Source organism: Serratia sp. MMO-28 (genome assembly GCF_037199905.1).
Taxonomy (GTDB): domain Bacteria; phylum Pseudomonadota; class Gammaproteobacteria; order Enterobacterales; family Enterobacteriaceae; genus Chania; species Chania oryzae.
On record NZ_JBBCVB010000032.1, the window covers coordinates 20,200 to 37,965 of the forward strand.

Below are 17,766 nucleotides of genomic sequence, written 5' to 3' on the forward strand. Positions count from 1 at the left end.
ACTCAGCCCTTCATTGCCACCATACCCAGAACCAGATCGAACTGCGGATTATCACTGACGAAGAAGCGATCGTCACTCACCCCCGTGGCCTGCTTCACTGCGCCGGCGACCAGGCTGGCACCGCCACCGACAACCATGACGTGCGTGAAACCGGCAAAGCGGCCAACTGAATCGGTGACACGGTGCGTCAGGGCTTTTTCACGCTCATGCAGTACCTTCATCACCTGGGCCCGCTGGTCAGCGTTCTGGAGGTAACGGGAAAGAAACGTTTCGTCATTTCGCGCCTGGATCAGACGGTCGGCAAAATACGAACTTGTACGGGTACTCACGCTGGTATCCAGTGCATGTTTTACGGCTTCGGTGATGATGGATACGCCGGTTTTAGGATCGCAATGCGTCTTGGTGAAGCCGGACATTTTGCTGCGAACGTGCGCGATATCCAGCGTGGTTCCACCGATATCCACAATCAGCAGGGAGTCCAGATCGTCCAGATCCTTCAGCACACTGAAGCCAGCGGGGACCGACTCTGGCAGCACACTGACTTTACGCACGGTAAAGCTCTCACGCCCCTGAACGGCCACCGCGCGCTTCACGTTCGCTTTTTTCCGCTCGATGTTGGCCAAATCAGGCTGATCGTTCTCATCCAGGTACTCGCCCAACGGCAGCGTCACCACAATGTCAACCGGCTGCGGTTCAATGCCGGACTGCATCAGCGCGTGGTGGATAGCGACAACGTTCACATCACTGTACTGATAGCGGGTTTCCGTGGTGCGCACGGCATCCGGGCTCAGCTGGTCAAAGCTGTACTTTTCCCCGTCAATTTCATAGTTGGCGGAAGCCGGCACCGTTGAATCAGCCAGCCCCTGCAGTGTCATGGACCATTCCGGTTTAAAGCTGTTCGGACTGATCAACGTTTTCACTGCGCCTTCTTCCATCCAGGCCAGTTTGATGTTGGTGGAACCGTCGTCAACAAAAATACGCATTTTGAACCTCACATTATTTAGAAAAAAACCGTAGCAATCAGGAAAAATACAGCTTTCAAATGGATTATTACGCATCCCTGTTGACGTGTAAAGACAAAAAGACGCACCAATATAGAAAAATACAGAAAAATAACGAATAAAAATCAACAAAAGACAGCCAGGCCGCCCTGAAAACGGCCTTATATAGAAAGATGAGGGGTTAATTTAGATTTATAAAGAAATAACAGGGAGAGATACGGATTACTCCGGAAGCGTTAAATGACTGTCTGGCAGGCTGAATCGGACGCCATACTGACGGCCGACATCGAGCGCAAACACGCGCGTGTAGGTTTCTGTGGTTTCCAGCCGGGAATGCCCGGCATAAGCCTGCACAACTTTCAGTGGAACCCCATGCTGGATCAGGTGCATACAGAAGCTGTGCCGGAACGTGTGGCAGGTAACAGGGATGCTAAAAGTGACAGAGTCACTTTTAGCGAGGTCCAGCGCCTTCCTGATCCAGTTACGCGGCGTGTTATCACTCTGCACCGGCCAGAGCAGCTGCTGTTTACCAATACGCAGCGTGGTCAGAAATTCACGCACCTTCCTGACATATTGAGGATCGGTCAGAGGAACAATACGGAACACCTCTTCATCCTTGCCCGGTCTGCCACGCCCGCGCTGACGCTGTTTAAGCGTCTTCAGCCGGACAAACGGTCGGGAACCGTCAAGCTGAAAGCTGGCGCCGGTCAGCGCCAGCGCCTCATTAATGCGTGCGCCCGTGTTCCAGAGGGTGTCGAAAAGGACCTGCTGGCGCAGGTCTGGCACATACCGCAGGAAAACCGACACCTCCGGGGCCAGCAGGTATTTGGGTAAATCAGCCTGGCTGGCCATCTCCCGCAGCGCCAGCGCATCGGCATAATCGAAGTAGGCATATGTCACGCGCCCGGTCCCGATGGCGTCGCTACGTAAATTCTGAGAAATTTGCAGGGGGAAAGTGTTCAATTTTTTAAAATCCGCTAATCAGCCATCAGGTGACTGAATTTTATTAAATTTCTCGCTGAAATCGACCGCTTCCTGCATATCAAACGTCATGCTCCGCGTTGAGGTGGTCGAGCTCCAGCTTTTTCCGCCTTCGATTCTGTAAGGGGGTAGGGTCAGTCCGCGTAACGGCTTGTCATGCCGGGCTGCAAAAACCAGCTGCCCGGCAGATATCTTCAGCATTATGGCAAACATATCCGCACTGATGCGGCGGCCTTTCAATCCACTCATAGCAACCTGTAACTGAAGCCGGCACCGCGGCTGTTATTGTAAATCTGCTGGCCAGACTGGCCTTCATCTTCACTGTACACCATCATACGGCGGCCGTTAGTCAGCGAATCCATTTTCCGCCGCGCGTTTTTATCGTCATAACGCACGGGCAGGCACGCGCCTTTACTGGCGCTCTCACTTTCAACACGGAACACCCTTACCCTGACGGCGTTTTTCCGCATCTGGTCAGGATCTTCACCACTGACAACGCCCGTCAGTTTCTGAAGCGTATCTGCCGGACTGCTGTACTCAGCCTGGCTGAGATAGCGGCCGTTCGGGGTTAACCAGAAGTCCTGGCTGTCACTGACACGGTAGGTTTCGCCGTGGCTGGCGATGCCAGAGACGTTACAGAAGCGGTCATAATCGGTGGATTGTCCGGGTAGCATGGCGCACCCTGTCAGCAGCAATGCCGGCAGGGCGGCAACGTATCCTTTCAGTTTCATGTCATCTCCTGTTCAGGATGAACCATTTCGGCCGGTGGCCGGTATCCCGGATAAGGGATAAACGGCGCATCGGTGGCAATAAGGTCAAGCAGCTTCTGGCCACTGACCAGGATCATGCGGCTGTCGCCACGAATGAGTTCTTTGGTGCCTTCGCGCGTTTTGCCGGTATGGCAGAAAAATCCGCGGCCTCCGGTGGCGTTCAGCAGGTCGCTGAAGTCACGAACGTGGCCAACGGCAATGTAGCTGGTATAGCGCTTGGCCTGGATAAGCCAGGTCTGGCCGTCAATCTTCACGCGGCCATCAATCCCGCCGTCACCGGTATACCGGCGGTTACGGATCACTTCAAAGCCCCTGCGTTCAAAACCTTCAAGCAGCAGCTCTTCGAACACAAACGGATCTATCTTGCGCAGATAGGCAATTTTCTGCCCGAAATGCGGGAACGTATTAATTTTATCGATCACACGCACCGCGCTGGCCTGTTTCCGTTCATGGCGTCGCCGGCGTCGCCGTGTGCCCTGCCAGAGGCCATACAGCAGGATACCCGCAAGGATAAATGAGCCGACTACATGGATAAACTCATTCATTATCGATCCTCAGCACTTCATACTTCAGCTGCCGCAGCAGCCTGTCTTTGCTCATGGTTTTCATGTTGGGCCATTCCGCTTTCAGCGTCAGCGCGACGGTGGCAAGTTGTATGGTCCGGGGTACTGTCTCACCGTCCTCATATTTTACCAGGCTGGTACGGCTGATACCGAGCTCAGCCGCGGCGCGCTCCTGGGTCCAGTTCAGCCCCCGTCGCCACAGGATCAAGTCAAAGCCGGTCAATCCGCCGCGCTCCCATGCTCAGTGCCGGGCTTCGTGCCGGCGGGTACGGCCTCTTCCCCCTGTGCCTTTTTTTCTGCCGGGGCCGGGTAAACCGATGCCAACTGTGCCCGGAAGTCACGCCACGCTGAAAGCCAGAGCGCATCAGATACCTGGTCTGACGACAGATTAAGGACCGCATGACGGCCACGCCAGTGGTCAAATGTCTGTACCGGCAGACCGGCACGCCGGCGCAACTGCTGCTCATCGAAATAGGCACACTGAACCAGGAGGCGTCTGACGTTCTGCGGGACGACTTCATCCCTGGCTTCTTCCGGCACGGTGAGCATCCCAGCGCTGCATATCCCCTGAATGCCCGCCTCCGTGTAAATCTGCTGCAGGTCCATATCATCACCCTGCGCAGCGCCGGCGGCGTGCGCCGCAACCAGCATGACGCCGGCAATAAGTTGTTTCTTCATTATCTCAGCTCCGTTCCGAATCCTGGGGGATTAGCCTGTCATATTCAGCCTGTATTTATAGCCTGAAAATGTTCATATTTGAACATTTTTTATGTATATTAAATCAACAAATTTTCCGTAAACACAACAGGAGACACGATGGATATCAACTACTACGATGAACATCAGGAAGAATTTGAGGCGGTTAAACTGGCGCTGAAGGGCGAAATGGAGAGGATCTGGGGCTCCATGCTGAAAGAACGCGGGGACAACCTGGATGATGAAGCCACGTACCTGGACCTGTTTGAAGAACTGCAGTATAACTTCTCTCCGTCCAGTTTCAGTAAGCTCTCCCCGGCGCAGGAACTGGATAAAGATAAAATAGCGGCCTTTGTGGCCAGAACCCGCGGCTATAAGCACGGCATCACGATCAAATGCCGGCCGGGTCGCCCGCAGAAGTGGCTGAAAGGCCGAATCAAACCACTTGAGGACGCGGAAGGCACAAACCTGTGCTGGATCGACACGGCCACCATCAGGCATATCGGTGCCGGTCAGCAGTTTGACGATCAGTATTACCTCACCGTGACCACACAGACCGGGCAGAGTTACCGCGTGAATGAACTCCGTCTGCCAGGTCGTCTGCTGGAAGCAGCCCAGGAAAGCCTGTTCAGGGCACTGGATTCAACCACCGGCGGTAATTTCTGATACGGAGTTGCACCACGCTTATCGGGGATTTATACTCGCAGTGATTAACAGATTAATTTTCCGTTTACTCCGACAGAAAGTTAAGTAGTAAAAATGTCTATAATTAAAAGGCGCCCTTCCTCACCAGTTGGACGCCTTTTGTGTATGCATCATCAGTTATCTGTAAACCCTGAAAGAAGTGTGATGGACACATCGTCTTCTTCACGCGCAACCATCACCGGTACATCCTCCCAGCGTGCCACGTTTTCTCCCCACTTTTGCAGGTCAGCGCATGACAGATTGTGCCTCTGACATAACCTCAGAATGGTGTCATTCGAATACCAGTCTATACGGGACAGGTGTTCACGGATCACCCATTCATCCCACGGCCGGCCGTCAAATGCAGGATCGCGCCGCCGCCATTCCGGATTTTTAATGACCAGATAATTGCCAACATAAAGACAGTCGGTCAGCTGATATATATCAACGTAGCCAACCTCACTGTCAGGGATCACCTCCAGAAAGAGATAACCCGCCACGGGGTGTACCGCGCCAAGAAGTACCATAGGCTGAGTCACCATGTTATTCCCCCTGTTCGTCTTCACCTGGCCGCCAGGCCCGCTGCCCTTTATAACCCAGCAGGGCTTCACACATCAGATCGGTTATACGCGCAATCGCGTAATCCGCACTGTCAGCCCGCAGGGAAATCACGGCCGTTTCCCCCCGGTGCGCGGCGTTCCAGAATCTGGGCAGCAGCGTCTGGAACCGGGCCCGGTCATCTCCCTCCGACAGCAGGGCTGCATCCGGCAGCCGTTCGCGGATCACCGCTTCACTGGCCTCGCGCAGGATATCATCGCGGCTCCAGATGCACAGTGTTGCGGGTCCACTGCGCAGGAGAACGGTTGCCGCATCTGCCATATTCAGCATATCCAGCTTCACCATCTCCTCACCCGGACGACGCAGCACAAATCCTATCGGCCGCCGGTACTTGCCCAGCTGCAGCAGATCGTCGTCCGTAAGCAGTTCCAGGCCACGCTGCAGGACCAGATGCAGTACTTCAGCCTCTTTAATCGGCCGCAGCAGCCCATGCATGGCGTTAGCTTTGACGGTCAGCGCCTCAATGCGATTCCAGAGCTCATCATTTATATGCTTGGTGGCCATCGAGCCTACACCTCCGATTCAAAAACGTGCATAACAAGGCTTACCCCGGCCAGCGTCATCTGCACGGTTCCGATGAACCGGGCATCATTGAAGCTCTCAGACAGCGGCATTCCCGTGCCGGCTACCAGGAAGCGCCGCGGCTCAGCCGGCGCGTCAGTGTCAACCTGCGCCCAGAGACAGATATCATCCCCCTGTGCGCCCACGCTCAGGATCGTTGCACCGACGGGCATATCCAGGGTGATTTGAGGTTCAAGTACGTATTTCCAGATAGTTTTCATTGTTATCCCGTTATTTTAGCGGTCAGAGGGCTTGCCGAAACGCAGCGTATGGCCCGTCCCGGCATGGTCAGCATCCATGTTAAAGGGGGCACCCTGCCGGTCAGCACAGACTTCAACCCCACCAGGGCCAGTCATGTTGAGAACTCTCTCAGGCTGACCGACCGGGGAAGTGTCAAAGCCGCAGGAAACTTCAATCAATACCTCAACATGGTGGTAGACCGCCTGCGCTTCCTCAGCACTGAGGCTACGGCCCAGCTCAAACTCCAGAGAGTCTACAATCAGCTGCACGTAGCCTTCAGTACAGCGGAACATCGCATCGTGTAATTCTCGTGTTTTTACCGTCATCTGTTATGGCTCCATCGCTACGACTTCACGTCCGTCAAATTCGTCACGATCCACAAACTCATCGTGTGCGTCGTAAACGTTTCCGACATAGTTGTTAAATTCCCCGGCGCCGTGATCGTGATCTTTCCAGATAACCAGCGCATCAGGTGGCATTTTTTTTAGCTGGTTAATCAGCTGCTTTACTGTTAATTGAGCCACTTTACACACCTCCTGGCGTCAACGAACGCATTTCATCCTGCGCTTCACACATCAGACGAGTGGCCTGCCGCTTCATCTCTTCGAGCATACCGGCAATGTGGTTCGCTTCTGTCGCTATGTACTCCAGCGCTTCAGCATAGGTTTCAAAAAATGAATAATGCTCATCGAGGTACATAGAGCCTTTATCGCCGGCATAACTCACTTTCAGGCGATAGCCTTTTGCGGTTCTTTTCATAACCTCGTACTGGCTAATCAGAGGTAAAGCGCCCTTTAGCGCCGGCGGTATGTAATTTGTACTGACTGGCTTTTTGCTGACGACATAAATAACGTTGCTCATTCGGATACCTCCGCGCGCAACTGCAGATCGCCAATGTAATTCATGAACAGTGCGCGAACAGTCATCGTTGAGGCCACGGTGTCCACACTGAGAACGGCATTCACAGCCTGCTCAATGGCTTTCACCTGAATTTCCACGCTGGCCACGTCATTTGATGCGGCTCCGGGTACGCCAGGCGCTGAAAGCGGACCGGTGTAAAGCACCCGCTGCTCGCCAAGACGACCGCCGGAATTGAACTGCTCATAAAACTCCTGACTGACATCCTCCCAGACCCACTCCGTTTCGCCAGAGTGATTCTTATAGGCGAACTGGCACTGATACACCGGCTCGCTTTCAAGACTCGCCAGCGCCGCCCTGAAGGCGGCCAGTGTCATATGCCCGTTCTCATCGGGTCGGTATGCGTCTTCACGCCGGCCGTCAGACTCAAGCTGTGCGATCTGCGCCTGAAGCCAGGATTTTGACAGCTGATTCATGGTTAAACTCCTTCTGTTGATACGTCATCAGTCGCCGGCCGAACCAGCCCCATATCGTAGCTGTCCGGCAGGTTATTCGGCAGACAGGCCCGCGAATAGTCATCCGCCGCCATCAGTGCCTCTTCCTCAGTAGGGTAACGGCCAATCAGGCCCGTAAAATCCTGTTTCAGTCCGAAGCCGTAGCCGCGAACCTTGTACGCTTCATATTTCATCCCGTTCACTCCGCTATCTGATTTGATGATATATTAACCATAATCTAATAAATTAGAATAATCATGCACAGTCTAAATATTTAGATTTAGCACTAAATGCTAATTCGTGAAATGCCGCACACAGGTAATCATCACGCTGCGTGACAGCTGCGCGATTTACCCCGCCGGATGATTCGCCCCCTTATCTTTTCACCCTGTGACTTTTACGCCCACAACCACCGGAAAATACCTTTTCGCCGGCGCCGCTATTGCGGAAAAAACGTAAATGCCGGTAAAAGCGAAATCAACAGGGAGGGGAAGTCAGGGGAACGGCCGCGCGGCTGCCGGCGCGGACACCATATCTTGTGCCGTTTCCAGCTGACGGAGCCACTACATATAGCGTTATCCACAGAAACGGTGGATAAGTGGCGGCGCTGCGGAGAATACCGCTAAACCGCAACGGTGAAAAAATGTGGTCCCGCGCGCAAAAGTGCGGTACAAATGGCTGTACATTATGTAAAGCCAAATGACTGTACAAAAAGGAAGGAGCATGACCGGTTTGTTTGAACGTAAAAAGCGGGCCAAAAACGCCCAGCTGACCGTGCGTCTCGATGAGCAGCTGAAGAAACGCGCCGAACTGCGTCTGGAAGCAATGGGGATGACCGCCACGGAAGCGGTGGAGCAGCTTTACCGCTTCATCGCCGATCACGGCCGGATGCCCGTCACGGAGCGTATCGTCACATTTGACATCCAGTCACAGCGCGGCCGCGCCATCGCCCTCAATCCCGCCGACGCTGTGACCGAAAACACCCGGCGGTTTCTGCAGTCGCTGGGATCTGCAGAAGTGGTCTGCTGCGATCCCGCTGCATTTGAACAGGCGGTACTGGAGTACTTCAGCCTGTATGTGGCCGACCAGGCTACCTGTTTACTGGCCGGTGTACTGAACGTCACGTTCATGGTTAATGCCGCCAGTCGCGTGAAAGATGACTGGCATGACAGGCTGCTGTCCCTGTTACAGCGCGACTTTGATTTCAGTGCAGAACAGTCAGTGACGTTCATTAACAGCATCGTAGACCGTGAACATGTCGATCCTGCCATCGTCAGTCGAAATAATGCGGCCTGGCGGAGCGGAGAAAGCGCCGGTTCCGGCGCCGGCGAATCGCCAGAGCCAGTCATCCCCGACAGGCACCATCACCCCCTGTATGGAGCCGGGAGTGTACAAACCTTACTGGACAACACCAACGCCAGGGTCTTTTATGCCTCCGGGGCAATGCCCGTCTCTGGCGAGATCGGCGTCGCCGTCCTGCAGCGTTTCCTGACGTTCCTGGCGGAGCAGGGCATCAGCTGCAGCGACCCGCAGAGGCTGACCGAAAGCGCCGGCCGTGTATGGGGCCGGCATGAAGATATGATCGGGAATATGCCCCCGGCCATGCAGCAGGCCATAAACGATGGCGTCATTTTTGAGGCCAGCCCTGACACACCGGACTTTTCCCCTGATCTGGCGGAGGCCTTTGGCTTCACACAGGTCCAGGCAGAAGCGGTGCTGAAACCCGCCCTGGTCGCCAGGGATCTCCCCGGTTTCCTGCAGCGCTTTCTGGCGTTTCTTGCCGAGCGGGGCATCAGCTGCAGCGATCCCCAGCTGTTTACCGGGAAGGTCACGGAACACGCCAGCCATGAGGGGCCGCACCGGGCTATTGCGCTGTTAATGCCGCGCGTTAAGGAAAAAGGGGTCCGTTTTGTCTACCACAATGAATCTCCGGAAGATCTGCCGCGTCTGGCCGCGTCACTGCCCGGCGAACTGGCCGATACCTTCGGGTTTACCGGATGGCAGGCAACAACAATACTGCATCAAATCCAGCCGGCACGGCCGGCGCAGGATTAGGGCCGGGAGCATAACGCGATGAAAACGACCTGTCATGCGGCCGGCATCACGGCGGCACCGCTTTCCCCGCAGGAGTGGCGGGCACTGCTCAGGGCGAAAGGCTGGAAGCAGAAGGAGCTGGCCCGCCGCTGGAATGTGTCAGAAACCTGGATTAGTAAGCTGGCCAATAACCCCGATCGGGGCACGCACTGGAACGATGCCTGCCGGGGCCTGCCCGATATCCGTGCCCGCCGGCCTGGCGAACCGCGCGCGGCAGGCACAGACGCACCAGAGCCGGGAGCCCCTGAATGAACAAACGCCTTCATCTCATCACCACCTGTACCCGGCGCAAGGCAGGCAGCGTGGAGAATACCGTTTTTCCGGGCGACGCTTCCCTTGATGACGCCTTTGACGGCTGGTACAGGCTGATCGCCCAGGCCGCCCGCCGTCCTGGCAGATTGCGTGAAGCGGGAGAGCTTTACCGGGGCGCACACTGGCTGCGTGCCCGCGGTATCGCGTCGCGGTGGCCGGGCATCGAGCTGTGGGCCATGTCGGCCGGTCTGGGGCTGCGCCACCATACCGATCCGGCAGTTGCGTATGAGGCAACGTTTCACGCTATGCCCTTCGCGCCGGCGGCAGTATGGGGCTCACTGACGGCACGGCCCCCGCTGGCGGGTCGCTGCGCCTCCCTGGCTGAGCTGATGCAACGCTGCCCGGACGATCGCGTTGTGATCGCCGGTTCACCCGTGTATATCAGCGCGGCTGAGCAGGATATTCTGGCCGGCGTGCCGGCACTGCGTGATGCGGCCGCTCAGCTGGTTATCGTGACCTCACAGGGCTATCGTGGCCCGCTGCAGCCGTTTCTGAAAAGAAGCCGCGCGGACATGATGACAGCGCTGAAATCGAACATGACGTGCCTGAATATTGCCTGCGCCGGTGCCCTGATTGACGACATGATGCAGGCAGACGCCCGGCAGGCGGCGACCATTTAATACAGGCTGAGACAGGCGATACCGTTGCCAGAAGGGGGTTTTACATGTTCAGCATCATTTTTCACGCCGGCACGGCCGTCTTTTTTCTGGTCATGAGCCTGGCGGCCGGCGCCGGCATCCTGCTTTATGGCCATGAATATACGACAGGCCATTTCTGGAACATGACGGGACTGTGCATTGTGTCCTCTCTCGTCTGGAGCTGGGAAGTTGCCCAGGCAAAAGAAGCCTGGTACATATTACGAAACGACAAAAAAGGACTCTGACCATGAAAGATGAAATTCGCCACGAAATACCCGTTGAAGTGAATATACAGCTGACACACAGAGAAGCGCAGGCTTTGGCGCAACTGGTTAAGCGGCTGGGATTCAGTGACTGCCGCGGCCTGGCGACGTCAGACACGGAGGCCTACCTGATGATGGATGGAATCAACCAAATCATGAAAGTACTGGCTGAAGAGGGCTATGCACCCCGATAAGAGGTCGGGACTATGTGGAACAGGCCGAAAATCCGGCCATATCATGCGGACAGTTAGGGGATGTTTTAATGTTATACATGGCTTTATGCTGCTTTATGATGATCATGGCGTTCAGTGAGATGATCCGCACGATGACGGCGCTTGGCAATGGGAGCTTTACCGGCAACCGCTTCTTACCCCTCGTCTTCGTTCTGCTGACGCTGGGGCTGGCTTCACCTTTCCTTGTCACATTTTATGCGCTGAGCCGGCCGTTCTCAATGGATGCACTCTCCAGCCTGTCTGTCGGTGCGCAGTGGGCAGGTATCGCTGCCGCCATTCTGCTGTGCATTCTGTATGGCTATCGGGCCTGGAAAAAGGGTCGTTTCTGGTATACCGGTGCGGCCATTGCCTCAGTGGTGATTGCCGTTATTTTTGCCAACAGCCTGCTTTTTGTGTCCAGGCCCGATGCCGGCACTGTGGCCACTTTTGTGCTGAACAACGATGACAGTCATGACGTGCAGTGCGATCGTTCGGTACTGCTGGTTCATTACAACAAGGGAACCCCCACGGAGTGGCGCTGCCCGACCGGTATCATGTTCATGTCTGATGCGTCAAAACCCTTTCTTCCCTGGCCGGATTATCACGGCGGGCGGAGTCAGCATCTGACGGCAGCACTGGATCAGATCACAGACAGCGCCATGCGCCTTGAGCCAGGCCAGAAACCATAATTCTCCCGACACCAGGGAAAACAAGCCGCCGTGCATGGTATCGATGAGCCGGCACTCAGCGGCGCACCATCCTGGCCAGATGTGGCGCTGCAGCTGCGACACGCCATCGGGGCCCGGCCAGTGATTATCTTTAACGCCCCCTTTGATACCCGCATTCTGAAACAGACGGCCGCCGCACATGGCGATCCGGCCGACTGGCTGGGAGAACTGACAGTATATTGCGCGATGGAGCTGGCAGCAGGGTATTTTGGGGCCACCAATCGCTACGGCACCATTTCGCTGGCCAGCGCGGCCAGTCAGGCCGCATTGGCCTGGGAAGGGGAGGCACACTCGGCGATCGCCGATGCACGGATGACGGCCGGAGTGGTGAACGCCATTGCCGCATACCATCTGGCATTGCTGCAGGAGCAGGAACGGCTGCAGGGCTGACAGACAGGCCTGCACATCGCTGTTATCGCATAAACGCCGCGGGAATATCCTTCCACTGCGTGGTGTAGGCCGGAGACAACATTTCACGGCGCATGGCATATTCCGGATCAATACCTTCCCCGGCGAAGAAGACCCTTGACCTTCCTTCCCTGTTTATTTTGTCGATGGTGGCCATCAGTTTTTCGCTGCCCGGCCGCACTGCAGCCGGCGCAAACAGATCCAGCTGGGTTTCATGTCCCTGCAGATCGCTGAGCATCACGCCGGCTTTTGCATACCGCACGCCCTCACGCCAGATACGCGACAGCCCCAGCTGCGCCGCGGCGATGATGTCGCGGGTATCCTGGCTTGGCACGGAAAGCACTTCCGTAGCCTGGTTACTGTAGGGCACACCGCCGGCGTCATAAGCACTGCTGCGGATAAAGACCGTTACCACCTTCGCCAGACGGTTTTCCTGGCGCAACTTTTCCCCTGCCCGTGTGGCATATTTAGTCACCGCCTGCTGCATCTGCGCCAGTTGCGTGACCCGCGATCCAAACGAACGGGATACAACAAGCTGCTGTTTCGCGCCGGTCCCTTCTTCCAGGGCAAAGCAGGCCTCGCCACGCAGCTCACGGATGGTCCGTTCCAGCGTCACACCGTACAGCCGGCGTGCCAGTCGGATATCCATCTCTGCGAGCGCCAGCGCCGTTTTGATCCCCATTGTCGCCAGCCCTTTTTCGGTACGATGGCCAACCCCCCACACATCACCGGCCGACACCAGGCTCATCAGCCTTTTCAGTCTCACAGGATCACTGAGCGCTACAACCCCCCCGGTGGCAGGCCACGTCTTCGCGGCGTGGTTGCACAGTTTGGCCAGCGTCTTCGTTGGCGCGACGCCCACTCCACAGGTGAGCGTTGTCTGGCGCAGCACTTCAGCCCGCAAAAGCTGGCCAAACGCCTGCGGCGACATCACGCCCTCCATGTGAGACGCATCCGCAAAGAGCTCATCAATTGAGTAAACAAACGTCCGCGGCGCCAGACTTTCCACTACGGTTGCAAATCTGGCGGAGAATGAGGCGTAAAGGGTGTAGTTGGAACTGAATACGGCGACGTTATGCTGTTCCAGCAGGCGACGGCAGCGGAAATAGGGTTCCCCGCGGCGCACGCCCAGCGCTTTCGCCGCGCGATTGACCGCAACAAGCGCCCCGTCGTTGTTGCTGAGGACGACCACAGGGCGCCCCCGCAAATCAGGGCGGAACGCCTCTTCGCAGCTGCAGTACATCGAATTGACGTCGATTAAGGCGTACACGGACGGTGACTCATAACAGTGAACGTAACCACACCCCATATCTGCAGCGCCTCCGGATCAAACCTGATTGGCGGAAAAGCCGGATTCAGCGGCATCAGGCAGGGGTAAGGGCGGAGCTGCAGCTGCTTGACCGTAAATTCATTATCGATGCTGGCAATCACGATGCTGCCGTGCCGGGGTTCTTCTGCCCGATCGACAACCAGTACATCGCCATCATGAATGCGCGCATCACGCATGGAATCGCCGGACACGCGCAAGAAGTACGTCGCGGCCGGACGCCGCACGCAGTAATCATGCAGGTTAAGTTCATTGGCCTCATAGCCTGCGGCCGGGCTGGGAAAGCCGGCCGCAACGGGCTCGGCAAAAAAAGGAAGTGCGGCGCCTTCCACTGAAGGCCGGGGATAAACGAGATCCAGCGCCATAATCTAGCCTCCAACAACTGTTTTTATATACAGTATATTGCAGACTTCAGGAAACAGGCAATGCCGGCATAAATATCGGGCCGGCAGGCTTTTATTTATTGCAGAAACACCGCAGCTCCTGCGCAATGCGAGTGACCAGGATAAGGACAATCGCCGTACCAAACCCGGCCCCGATTGGCCTCAGAAAGCTGGTAAAGGCGGAGGACAAAGTTCTGTCATCATATGGATTAACCATGCTGCATAAATACGCCATCACCAGGCATGTGACAACGCAGATAAAAAACCACAAATACCTTATCAAATTTCCTGATTTCATCGTGATGGTTCTCTGTCGAAACAATGGGTCAAGTCAGAATCGTGGCCAGACGACCAAGAACGTCATCCATGATAGCCTCTGGCACCCGTTCGAGTCGTTTGCCGCCGCGGGCTTTCATATCGATCGTCCGGGGTTGATCGCAACGCACAACGCCGGTGGTACGTATGCCGGCGCCGTCCAGCGACACCGCAAAGCCAGCAGTGCGGGCAAAATTGCCTCCGCTGGTCACGGACACAACAACAGGCAGACGGGTCACGCGGTTAAAAGCAGCCGGCGTGACAATCAGCACCGGCCGTGTTCCCTGCTGCTCATGACCTGCGGTAGGGTCAAGCGAGACAAGCCAGATTTCCCCTCTTTCCATGTCAGATTTCCTCCTGACCAGCCGCCGGCGCATCCAGCCATTCACGTTCTTCAGCCGAGATTTCAGCATTCGGATCGCACTGCGCCAGTAGCTCAGCCAGTGAATACTGCGGGCGTCTGTGCGGCTCCACAATCAGCCGGCCATTATCAATGACCATGCCAACTTCATTATCTGTACCCAGCGACAGCGCATTCAGCAGTGCCGGTGGAACGGTCAGCATAACTGAGCCGCCAACCTTCTTCAGTCGGGTGGTATGCATTTTTCACCTCCATAAAAGTTATATTTAAATATAACATCCACTAAAAAAACATACCAGGCTTTAATGCGCAATGTTTAATAAAAATATAACTTTCAGCCAAACAGTAAACCCAGCGCGGTTGCTTCCATATGCAGCAATACCGGCAGCAGCAGGCCGCCGCTTCTGATCCGGGCAGCTGATGTAATCAACCCCACCAGGAACAGTTCTGCCAGGGTCAGCAGGTTCTGATACTGGCTGTGCGCGGCGACGAACAGCAATGACGTTATCAGCGCCCCCAGCCACATCGTCCAGCGGTACCGTGAACGGAAGACGTTCAGCATGATCCCCCGGAACAGCGTTTCCTCATTCAGCGGTGCAAGGATAAAGATGGCCAGCAACGTCAGGATCACGTCGGGTATGGATTTATCGGCAAAAAGTTTCGTCATAAACGGCTCAGCGGGCAGGTCCAGCACTTTACCCAGCAGAAATTCTCCGACATACACCACGGCCATCGCACCGACCAGCCACGGTGCGCCAACGTTACGCAGCTGGCCAACAACCGGTAGCGGTGCGACCCAGCGGCGGTAAACCAGGAACACACACAGCAGGTACACCAGAACAGCACCATGAATGAAGAACAGCGTATTTTTCCCCAGCCCATAGAGCAGAACGGTCTGCCCCATGACAAACAGGGCCCCCCAGGCTATGGCCCAAGCTGCCAGCAGAACCAGCATAAATTGCAGATATTTATTACGTGACTGAATCATTTTATCCCCTGTTAATTTTTAAACAGAATCGGCTTGACACTCAGGCCGGTTTTCAGACCTAATTTAAATGATCCAGAAAATGATTACCGATTTTTTTAATGGAGAAAGTGAAATGAAATCCAACACGAAGATTACTCTCATTCTGACCGCATCCGTAATCAGTTGCAGTGCCTTTGCTCAGAGTGTATCTGCGCCGAAAACCGATTCGTTGCTCAGCAGCATTCTGGGTGAACAGGTACAGACAAACCAACATCTTGTACAACTGCTGGCAAAGGATCAGAATGCCAGTCTTACACTGACCCCAGAACAAAAGAAAACCGCCTGCCTGTATGAAAGTCATTACTACAGCAGTGGCGCACGGCTTACCGTCGGAAAAGAGACGCTTCGCTGCACGCTGAGTGGCGAAATCCCGACATGGGAAAATGCGAATGAGGGCAACATTGTCTCTGTCGAAGGCAAATAAAATTCCTCTGACACCCTCTCAATTATGCGCACCAAAATGATTTAAAAAAATCTCCTTTTGATGGTATATTTTTTACTCGAAATAGAAATCATTAGGAGATTGTTATGGTTGATGCCCCGCCCTCAATCCCGCTGCCAACCTGCATGGTTGAAGCAGCACAGATTTATCACATTCCTCTCCGTGGATTCCTCGCCTTGTGGCTGACTGAAGGCGGGAAACCGGGAATGAAAAATAAAAACAAAAATGGCACTTACGATTACGGCGCTTTCCAGATAAACACCATCTGGGCGAATAAGCTGGCGGCTGATTTTGGTGTGAGAGCGGAGCAGCTGCAGCACGACTTTTGCGCCTCTGCAATGGCCAGTGCTTACATCCTCAAATACAACATCATTCTCGAAGGGGGAGATTTCTGGCAGGGTGTCGGCCGCTATCACTCCAATACGCCGGCGCGTAAGGCCTGGTATATCGGGAAGGTTTACCAAAATTCTCTGAGGTTCTGATGCAAAACCAGCCACAACGGAAAGGGGGAGGGGATGATGGCCTGATGATTATCGGGGCCCTTCTCATCATGATCACAGTGATGTGGTTTGGCTTTCGTGATTATGTGATTTACGGAGCCTGTCGCCTGCTTTACTGGATCTACGGTGTACTGCCGGACGCCATTACACCGGGTAATGCAGCCGAGCGCCGGGACATGCTGCTGTCGGCGGCGCGGTATAACCACCAGGTTTCGCTGTGGGACTTTATCAGCGTGATGAACGACACGGCCAGCGTGCTCTTTCCCCTGTTCATTTTAATCATCGGACTGTTCGTCTGGGTTATCTCGCGTAATCCTTACTACCGTCTGACCCGTAAACTGACCATCCGGAATCTGCCCTGGGTGATGGTAAAAAACTATCCGGGGATTGCCCATATCCTCGCCCGGTTTGGCCATCTCGATCAGCTACTGCTGAATGAAGATCCGGAAGAAGCCCGCAGCGCGCAGTCACCCGTTGAGTTTGCCCAGGAACATAACCTGATTGATACCGCTAAACGCCGTCTCCGTAAAAAAGCCGCACATAAAGTCTTCCTGTCACAGGTAAACCTGGCTCCCGAAGGGGCGGCCCTTTCCCTTACTCCCTGGGAAAAAGCGCTCGCAGCCTCGTTTGTACATCTGCGGTTCATGGGCGACCGGCCAACGGCCAAAGCCATTCTCGACGATCTCAACCGCTCCTGCCTGCGGACTAAAGACGGCTTCCCTGATTATTCGCTGGCCGCCGGGCTCTGGACCGTAGCCAGCCAGTGCGAAGCGTTCAGAGAATTTGCAAAGGGGCGCCGCAGCTCCCGTTCGCTACTCTACGCACTGTTCGATGATGACCTGCAGCTGCCATCCGCAAATTTCCGGTGGCTGAAAGGCGTGGACCGCACGTTATGGTATGCACTTTCAAGCGCCGGCCGCGGCAAGTTCTTCATTGAGGGAGGTGGCGTTATTGCCTGGAGTCAGTGCGAAAGTTACCGGCTGACGCTCGATGAAGAAAAGGCGGCGAAATTCCCGCCGACCGTGCGGGCGGCCGTGCTGGGTCTTGAACTGGATCTGCTCCATTACCGCCATATTGACCGCCGTGACCCCTCCATCCCGGTCGCTCACCGGCAGGAAGACGTAATACCGCCATTTGCATTTGAATCTGACGCTGAAGCGGAAGACGAGCTGGATACGCCGCCTGCAGCTCCGCACGATAACCCAAACAACAGTCTGCGACTGACAGACGATGAACCCGCACCGGTTAAACCTCAGCCGGCAACCCGTCCCGATCACCTGGAACTCTAAG

Annotated in this window: 30 protein-coding genes and 1 pseudogene; 11 read left to right on the forward strand and 20 right to left on the reverse strand. The window is 55.4% G+C overall.

Going from position 1 to position 17,766, the window contains the following annotated elements:
• Positions 1–2: 2 nt before the first annotated feature.
• The 7 genes from WG891_RS22415 to WG891_RS22445 form a co-directional block, all read right to left on the reverse strand.
• Positions 3–983: a plasmid segregation protein ParM gene (locus WG891_RS22415; protein WP_064645555.1), complete on the reverse strand. Its 981-nt coding sequence runs from the start codon at positions 981–983 to the stop codon at positions 3–5.
• 240 nt (positions 984–1,223) lie between these two features.
• On the reverse strand, positions 1,224–1,901 hold the full coding sequence (locus WG891_RS22420) for a tyrosine-type recombinase/integrase (protein ID WP_259902839.1): 678 nt from the start codon (positions 1,899–1,901) through the stop codon (positions 1,224–1,226).
• An 81-nt stretch (positions 1,902–1,982) separates the two neighbouring features.
• The gene (locus WG891_RS22425; RefSeq protein WP_064645557.1) at positions 1,983–2,231 is read right to left on the reverse strand and encodes a hypothetical protein; all 249 of its coding nucleotides are present in this window, start codon (positions 2,229–2,231) and stop codon (positions 1,983–1,985) included.
• Positions 2,228–2,713, reverse strand: a complete 486-nt coding sequence (locus WG891_RS22430; RefSeq protein WP_064645558.1) for a hypothetical protein — start codon at positions 2,711–2,713, stop codon at positions 2,228–2,230. The genes WG891_RS22425 and WG891_RS22430 overlap by 4 nt, the downstream gene beginning before the upstream one ends.
• The gene (locus WG891_RS22435) at positions 2,710–3,297 is read right to left on the reverse strand and encodes a restriction endonuclease (protein ID WP_040119733.1); all 588 of its coding nucleotides are present in this window, start codon (positions 3,295–3,297) and stop codon (positions 2,710–2,712) included. Before WG891_RS22435 ends, WG891_RS22430 begins: the two co-directional genes overlap by 4 nt.
• Positions 3,290–3,538, reverse strand: a complete 249-nt coding sequence (locus WG891_RS22440) for a helix-turn-helix domain-containing protein (protein ID WP_040119734.1) — start codon at positions 3,536–3,538, stop codon at positions 3,290–3,292. Before WG891_RS22440 ends, WG891_RS22435 begins: the two co-directional genes overlap by 8 nt.
• On the reverse strand, positions 3,535–3,993 hold the full coding sequence (locus WG891_RS22445) for a hypothetical protein (RefSeq protein ID WP_176603171.1): 459 nt from the start codon (positions 3,991–3,993) through the stop codon (positions 3,535–3,537). The genes WG891_RS22440 and WG891_RS22445 overlap by 4 nt, the downstream gene beginning before the upstream one ends.
• Before the next feature lie 138 nt (positions 3,994–4,131).
• On the opposite strand from WG891_RS22445, the gene WG891_RS22450 reads away from it, so the two are divergent.
• Positions 4,132–4,677 (forward strand): hypothetical protein, encoded by a 546-nt coding sequence (locus WG891_RS22450; protein ID WP_336819765.1) that lies wholly within the window; start codon positions 4,132–4,134, stop codon positions 4,675–4,677.
• 152 nt (positions 4,678–4,829) lie between these two features.
• On the opposite strand, the gene WG891_RS22455 is transcribed toward WG891_RS22450, so the two are convergent.
• From WG891_RS22455 to WG891_RS22490, 8 genes are read right to left on the reverse strand one after another with little or no spacing between them, the layout of a single operon-like run.
• A complete protein-coding gene (locus WG891_RS22455; protein WP_064645562.1) occupies positions 4,830–5,237 on the reverse strand; it encodes a hypothetical protein in 408 nt (135 codons plus the stop codon).
• A 1-nt stretch (position 5,238) separates the two neighbouring features.
• Complete coding sequence (locus tag WG891_RS22460; protein WP_336819766.1) at positions 5,239–5,817, reverse strand: hypothetical protein; 579 nt, start codon at positions 5,815–5,817, stop codon at positions 5,239–5,241.
• Positions 5,818–5,822: 5 nt separating this feature from the next.
• Positions 5,823–6,095 (reverse strand): DUF7352 domain-containing protein, encoded by a 273-nt coding sequence (locus tag WG891_RS22465; RefSeq protein WP_064645564.1) that lies wholly within the window; start codon positions 6,093–6,095, stop codon positions 5,823–5,825.
• A 15-nt stretch (positions 6,096–6,110) separates the two neighbouring features.
• Positions 6,111–6,440, reverse strand: coding sequence for a hypothetical protein (locus tag WG891_RS22470; RefSeq protein WP_064645565.1), 330 nt, complete (start codon positions 6,438–6,440; stop codon positions 6,111–6,113).
• Positions 6,441–6,443: 3 nt separating this feature from the next.
• Positions 6,444–6,638 (reverse strand): hypothetical protein, encoded by a 195-nt coding sequence (locus WG891_RS22475; RefSeq protein ID WP_336819767.1) that lies wholly within the window; start codon positions 6,636–6,638, stop codon positions 6,444–6,446.
• A 1-nt stretch (position 6,639) separates the two neighbouring features.
• Positions 6,640–6,975 (reverse strand): hypothetical protein, encoded by a 336-nt coding sequence (locus WG891_RS22480; protein WP_336819768.1) that lies wholly within the window; start codon positions 6,973–6,975, stop codon positions 6,640–6,642.
• Positions 6,972–7,448: a hypothetical protein gene (locus tag WG891_RS22485; RefSeq protein ID WP_241365139.1), complete on the reverse strand. Its 477-nt coding sequence runs from the start codon at positions 7,446–7,448 to the stop codon at positions 6,972–6,974. Before WG891_RS22485 ends, WG891_RS22480 begins: the two co-directional genes overlap by 4 nt.
• Before the next feature lie 2 nt (positions 7,449–7,450).
• Positions 7,451–7,660: a hypothetical protein gene (locus WG891_RS22490; RefSeq protein ID WP_336819769.1), complete on the reverse strand. Its 210-nt coding sequence runs from the start codon at positions 7,658–7,660 to the stop codon at positions 7,451–7,453.
• Between the two features lie 529 nt (positions 7,661–8,189).
• Between WG891_RS22490 and WG891_RS22495 the strand changes: the two genes are divergently transcribed.
• From WG891_RS22495 to WG891_RS22520, 7 genes and pseudogenes are all read left to right on the forward strand, one after another.
• Complete coding sequence (locus WG891_RS22495; RefSeq protein ID WP_336819770.1) at positions 8,190–9,521, forward strand: type II toxin-antitoxin system RelB/DinJ family antitoxin; 1,332 nt, start codon at positions 8,190–8,192, stop codon at positions 9,519–9,521.
• Positions 9,522–9,539: 18 nt separating this feature from the next.
• Positions 9,540–9,812 carry a helix-turn-helix domain-containing protein gene (locus WG891_RS22500; protein WP_336819771.1) on the forward strand — a complete coding sequence of 91 codons (273 nt, stop codon included), beginning with the start codon at positions 9,540–9,542 and terminating at the stop codon, positions 9,810–9,812.
• Positions 9,809–10,492 carry a hypothetical protein gene (locus WG891_RS22505; protein WP_336819772.1) on the forward strand — a complete coding sequence of 228 codons (684 nt, stop codon included), beginning with the start codon at positions 9,809–9,811 and terminating at the stop codon, positions 10,490–10,492. Before WG891_RS22500 ends, WG891_RS22505 begins: the two co-directional genes overlap by 4 nt.
• 44 nt (positions 10,493–10,536) lie before the next feature.
• Entirely contained in the window at positions 10,537–10,755 is a 219-nt protein-coding gene (locus WG891_RS22510) for a hypothetical protein (RefSeq protein WP_336819773.1), read from the forward strand.
• 2 nt (positions 10,756–10,757) lie between these two features.
• Positions 10,758–10,967 carry a DUF7706 family protein gene (locus WG891_RS22515; RefSeq protein WP_336819774.1) on the forward strand — a complete coding sequence of 70 codons (210 nt, stop codon included), beginning with the start codon at positions 10,758–10,760 and terminating at the stop codon, positions 10,965–10,967.
• Positions 10,968–11,035: 68 nt separating this feature from the next.
• Positions 11,036–11,674 carry a hypothetical protein gene (locus tag WG891_RS27110; protein WP_442892490.1) on the forward strand — a complete coding sequence of 213 codons (639 nt, stop codon included), beginning with the start codon at positions 11,036–11,038 and terminating at the stop codon, positions 11,672–11,674.
• 24 nt (positions 11,675–11,698) lie between these two features.
• Positions 11,699–12,103, forward strand: a pseudogene (locus tag WG891_RS22520) (3'-5' exonuclease); the annotation flags it as partial.
• A gap of 22 nt (positions 12,104–12,125) precedes the next feature.
• On the opposite strand, the gene umuC reads toward WG891_RS22520, so the two are convergent.
• From umuC to WG891_RS22545, 5 genes are all read right to left on the reverse strand, one after another.
• Positions 12,126–13,391 carry a translesion error-prone DNA polymerase V subunit UmuC gene (gene umuC / locus WG891_RS22525; RefSeq protein ID WP_040027898.1) on the reverse strand — a complete coding sequence of 422 codons (1,266 nt, stop codon included), beginning with the start codon at positions 13,389–13,391 and terminating at the stop codon, positions 12,126–12,128.
• Positions 13,379–13,813 (reverse strand): LexA family protein, encoded by a 435-nt coding sequence (locus WG891_RS22530; RefSeq protein ID WP_011091030.1) that lies wholly within the window; start codon positions 13,811–13,813, stop codon positions 13,379–13,381. Before WG891_RS22530 ends, umuC begins: the two co-directional genes overlap by 13 nt.
• Before the next feature lie 344 nt (positions 13,814–14,157).
• Positions 14,158–14,490 (reverse strand): type II toxin-antitoxin system toxin endoribonuclease PemK-mt, encoded by a 333-nt coding sequence (gene pemK-mt / locus WG891_RS22535; RefSeq protein WP_442892491.1) that lies wholly within the window; start codon positions 14,488–14,490, stop codon positions 14,158–14,160.
• Position 14,491: 1 nt separating this feature from the next.
• Complete coding sequence (pemI, locus tag WG891_RS22540; RefSeq protein ID WP_004187429.1) at positions 14,492–14,749, reverse strand: type II toxin-antitoxin system antitoxin PemI; 258 nt, start codon at positions 14,747–14,749, stop codon at positions 14,492–14,494.
• Positions 14,750–14,841: 92 nt separating this feature from the next.
• The gene (locus WG891_RS22545) at positions 14,842–15,495 is read right to left on the reverse strand and encodes a CPBP family intramembrane glutamic endopeptidase (RefSeq protein WP_011091025.1); all 654 of its coding nucleotides are present in this window, start codon (positions 15,493–15,495) and stop codon (positions 14,842–14,844) included.
• Between the two features lie 112 nt (positions 15,496–15,607).
• Here WG891_RS22545 and WG891_RS22550 point away from each other — a divergent pair, with 112 nt between their 5' ends.
• The 3 genes from WG891_RS22550 (at position 15,608) to WG891_RS22560 (ending at position 17,765) form a co-directional block, all read left to right on the forward strand.
• Complete coding sequence (locus WG891_RS22550; RefSeq protein ID WP_337264529.1) at positions 15,608–15,958, forward strand: DUF1496 domain-containing protein; 351 nt, start codon at positions 15,608–15,610, stop codon at positions 15,956–15,958.
• A gap of 104 nt (positions 15,959–16,062) precedes the next feature.
• Positions 16,063–16,458 carry a lytic transglycosylase domain-containing protein gene (locus tag WG891_RS22555; protein ID WP_012579092.1) on the forward strand — a complete coding sequence of 132 codons (396 nt, stop codon included), beginning with the start codon at positions 16,063–16,065 and terminating at the stop codon, positions 16,456–16,458.
• The gene (locus tag WG891_RS22560) at positions 16,458–17,765 is read left to right on the forward strand and encodes a secretion/conjugation apparatus DotM-related subunit (RefSeq protein ID WP_336819778.1); all 1,308 of its coding nucleotides are present in this window, start codon (positions 16,458–16,460) and stop codon (positions 17,763–17,765) included. The genes WG891_RS22555 and WG891_RS22560 overlap by 1 nt, the downstream gene beginning before the upstream one ends.
• The last annotated feature ends 1 nt before the right edge of the window (position 17,766 follow it).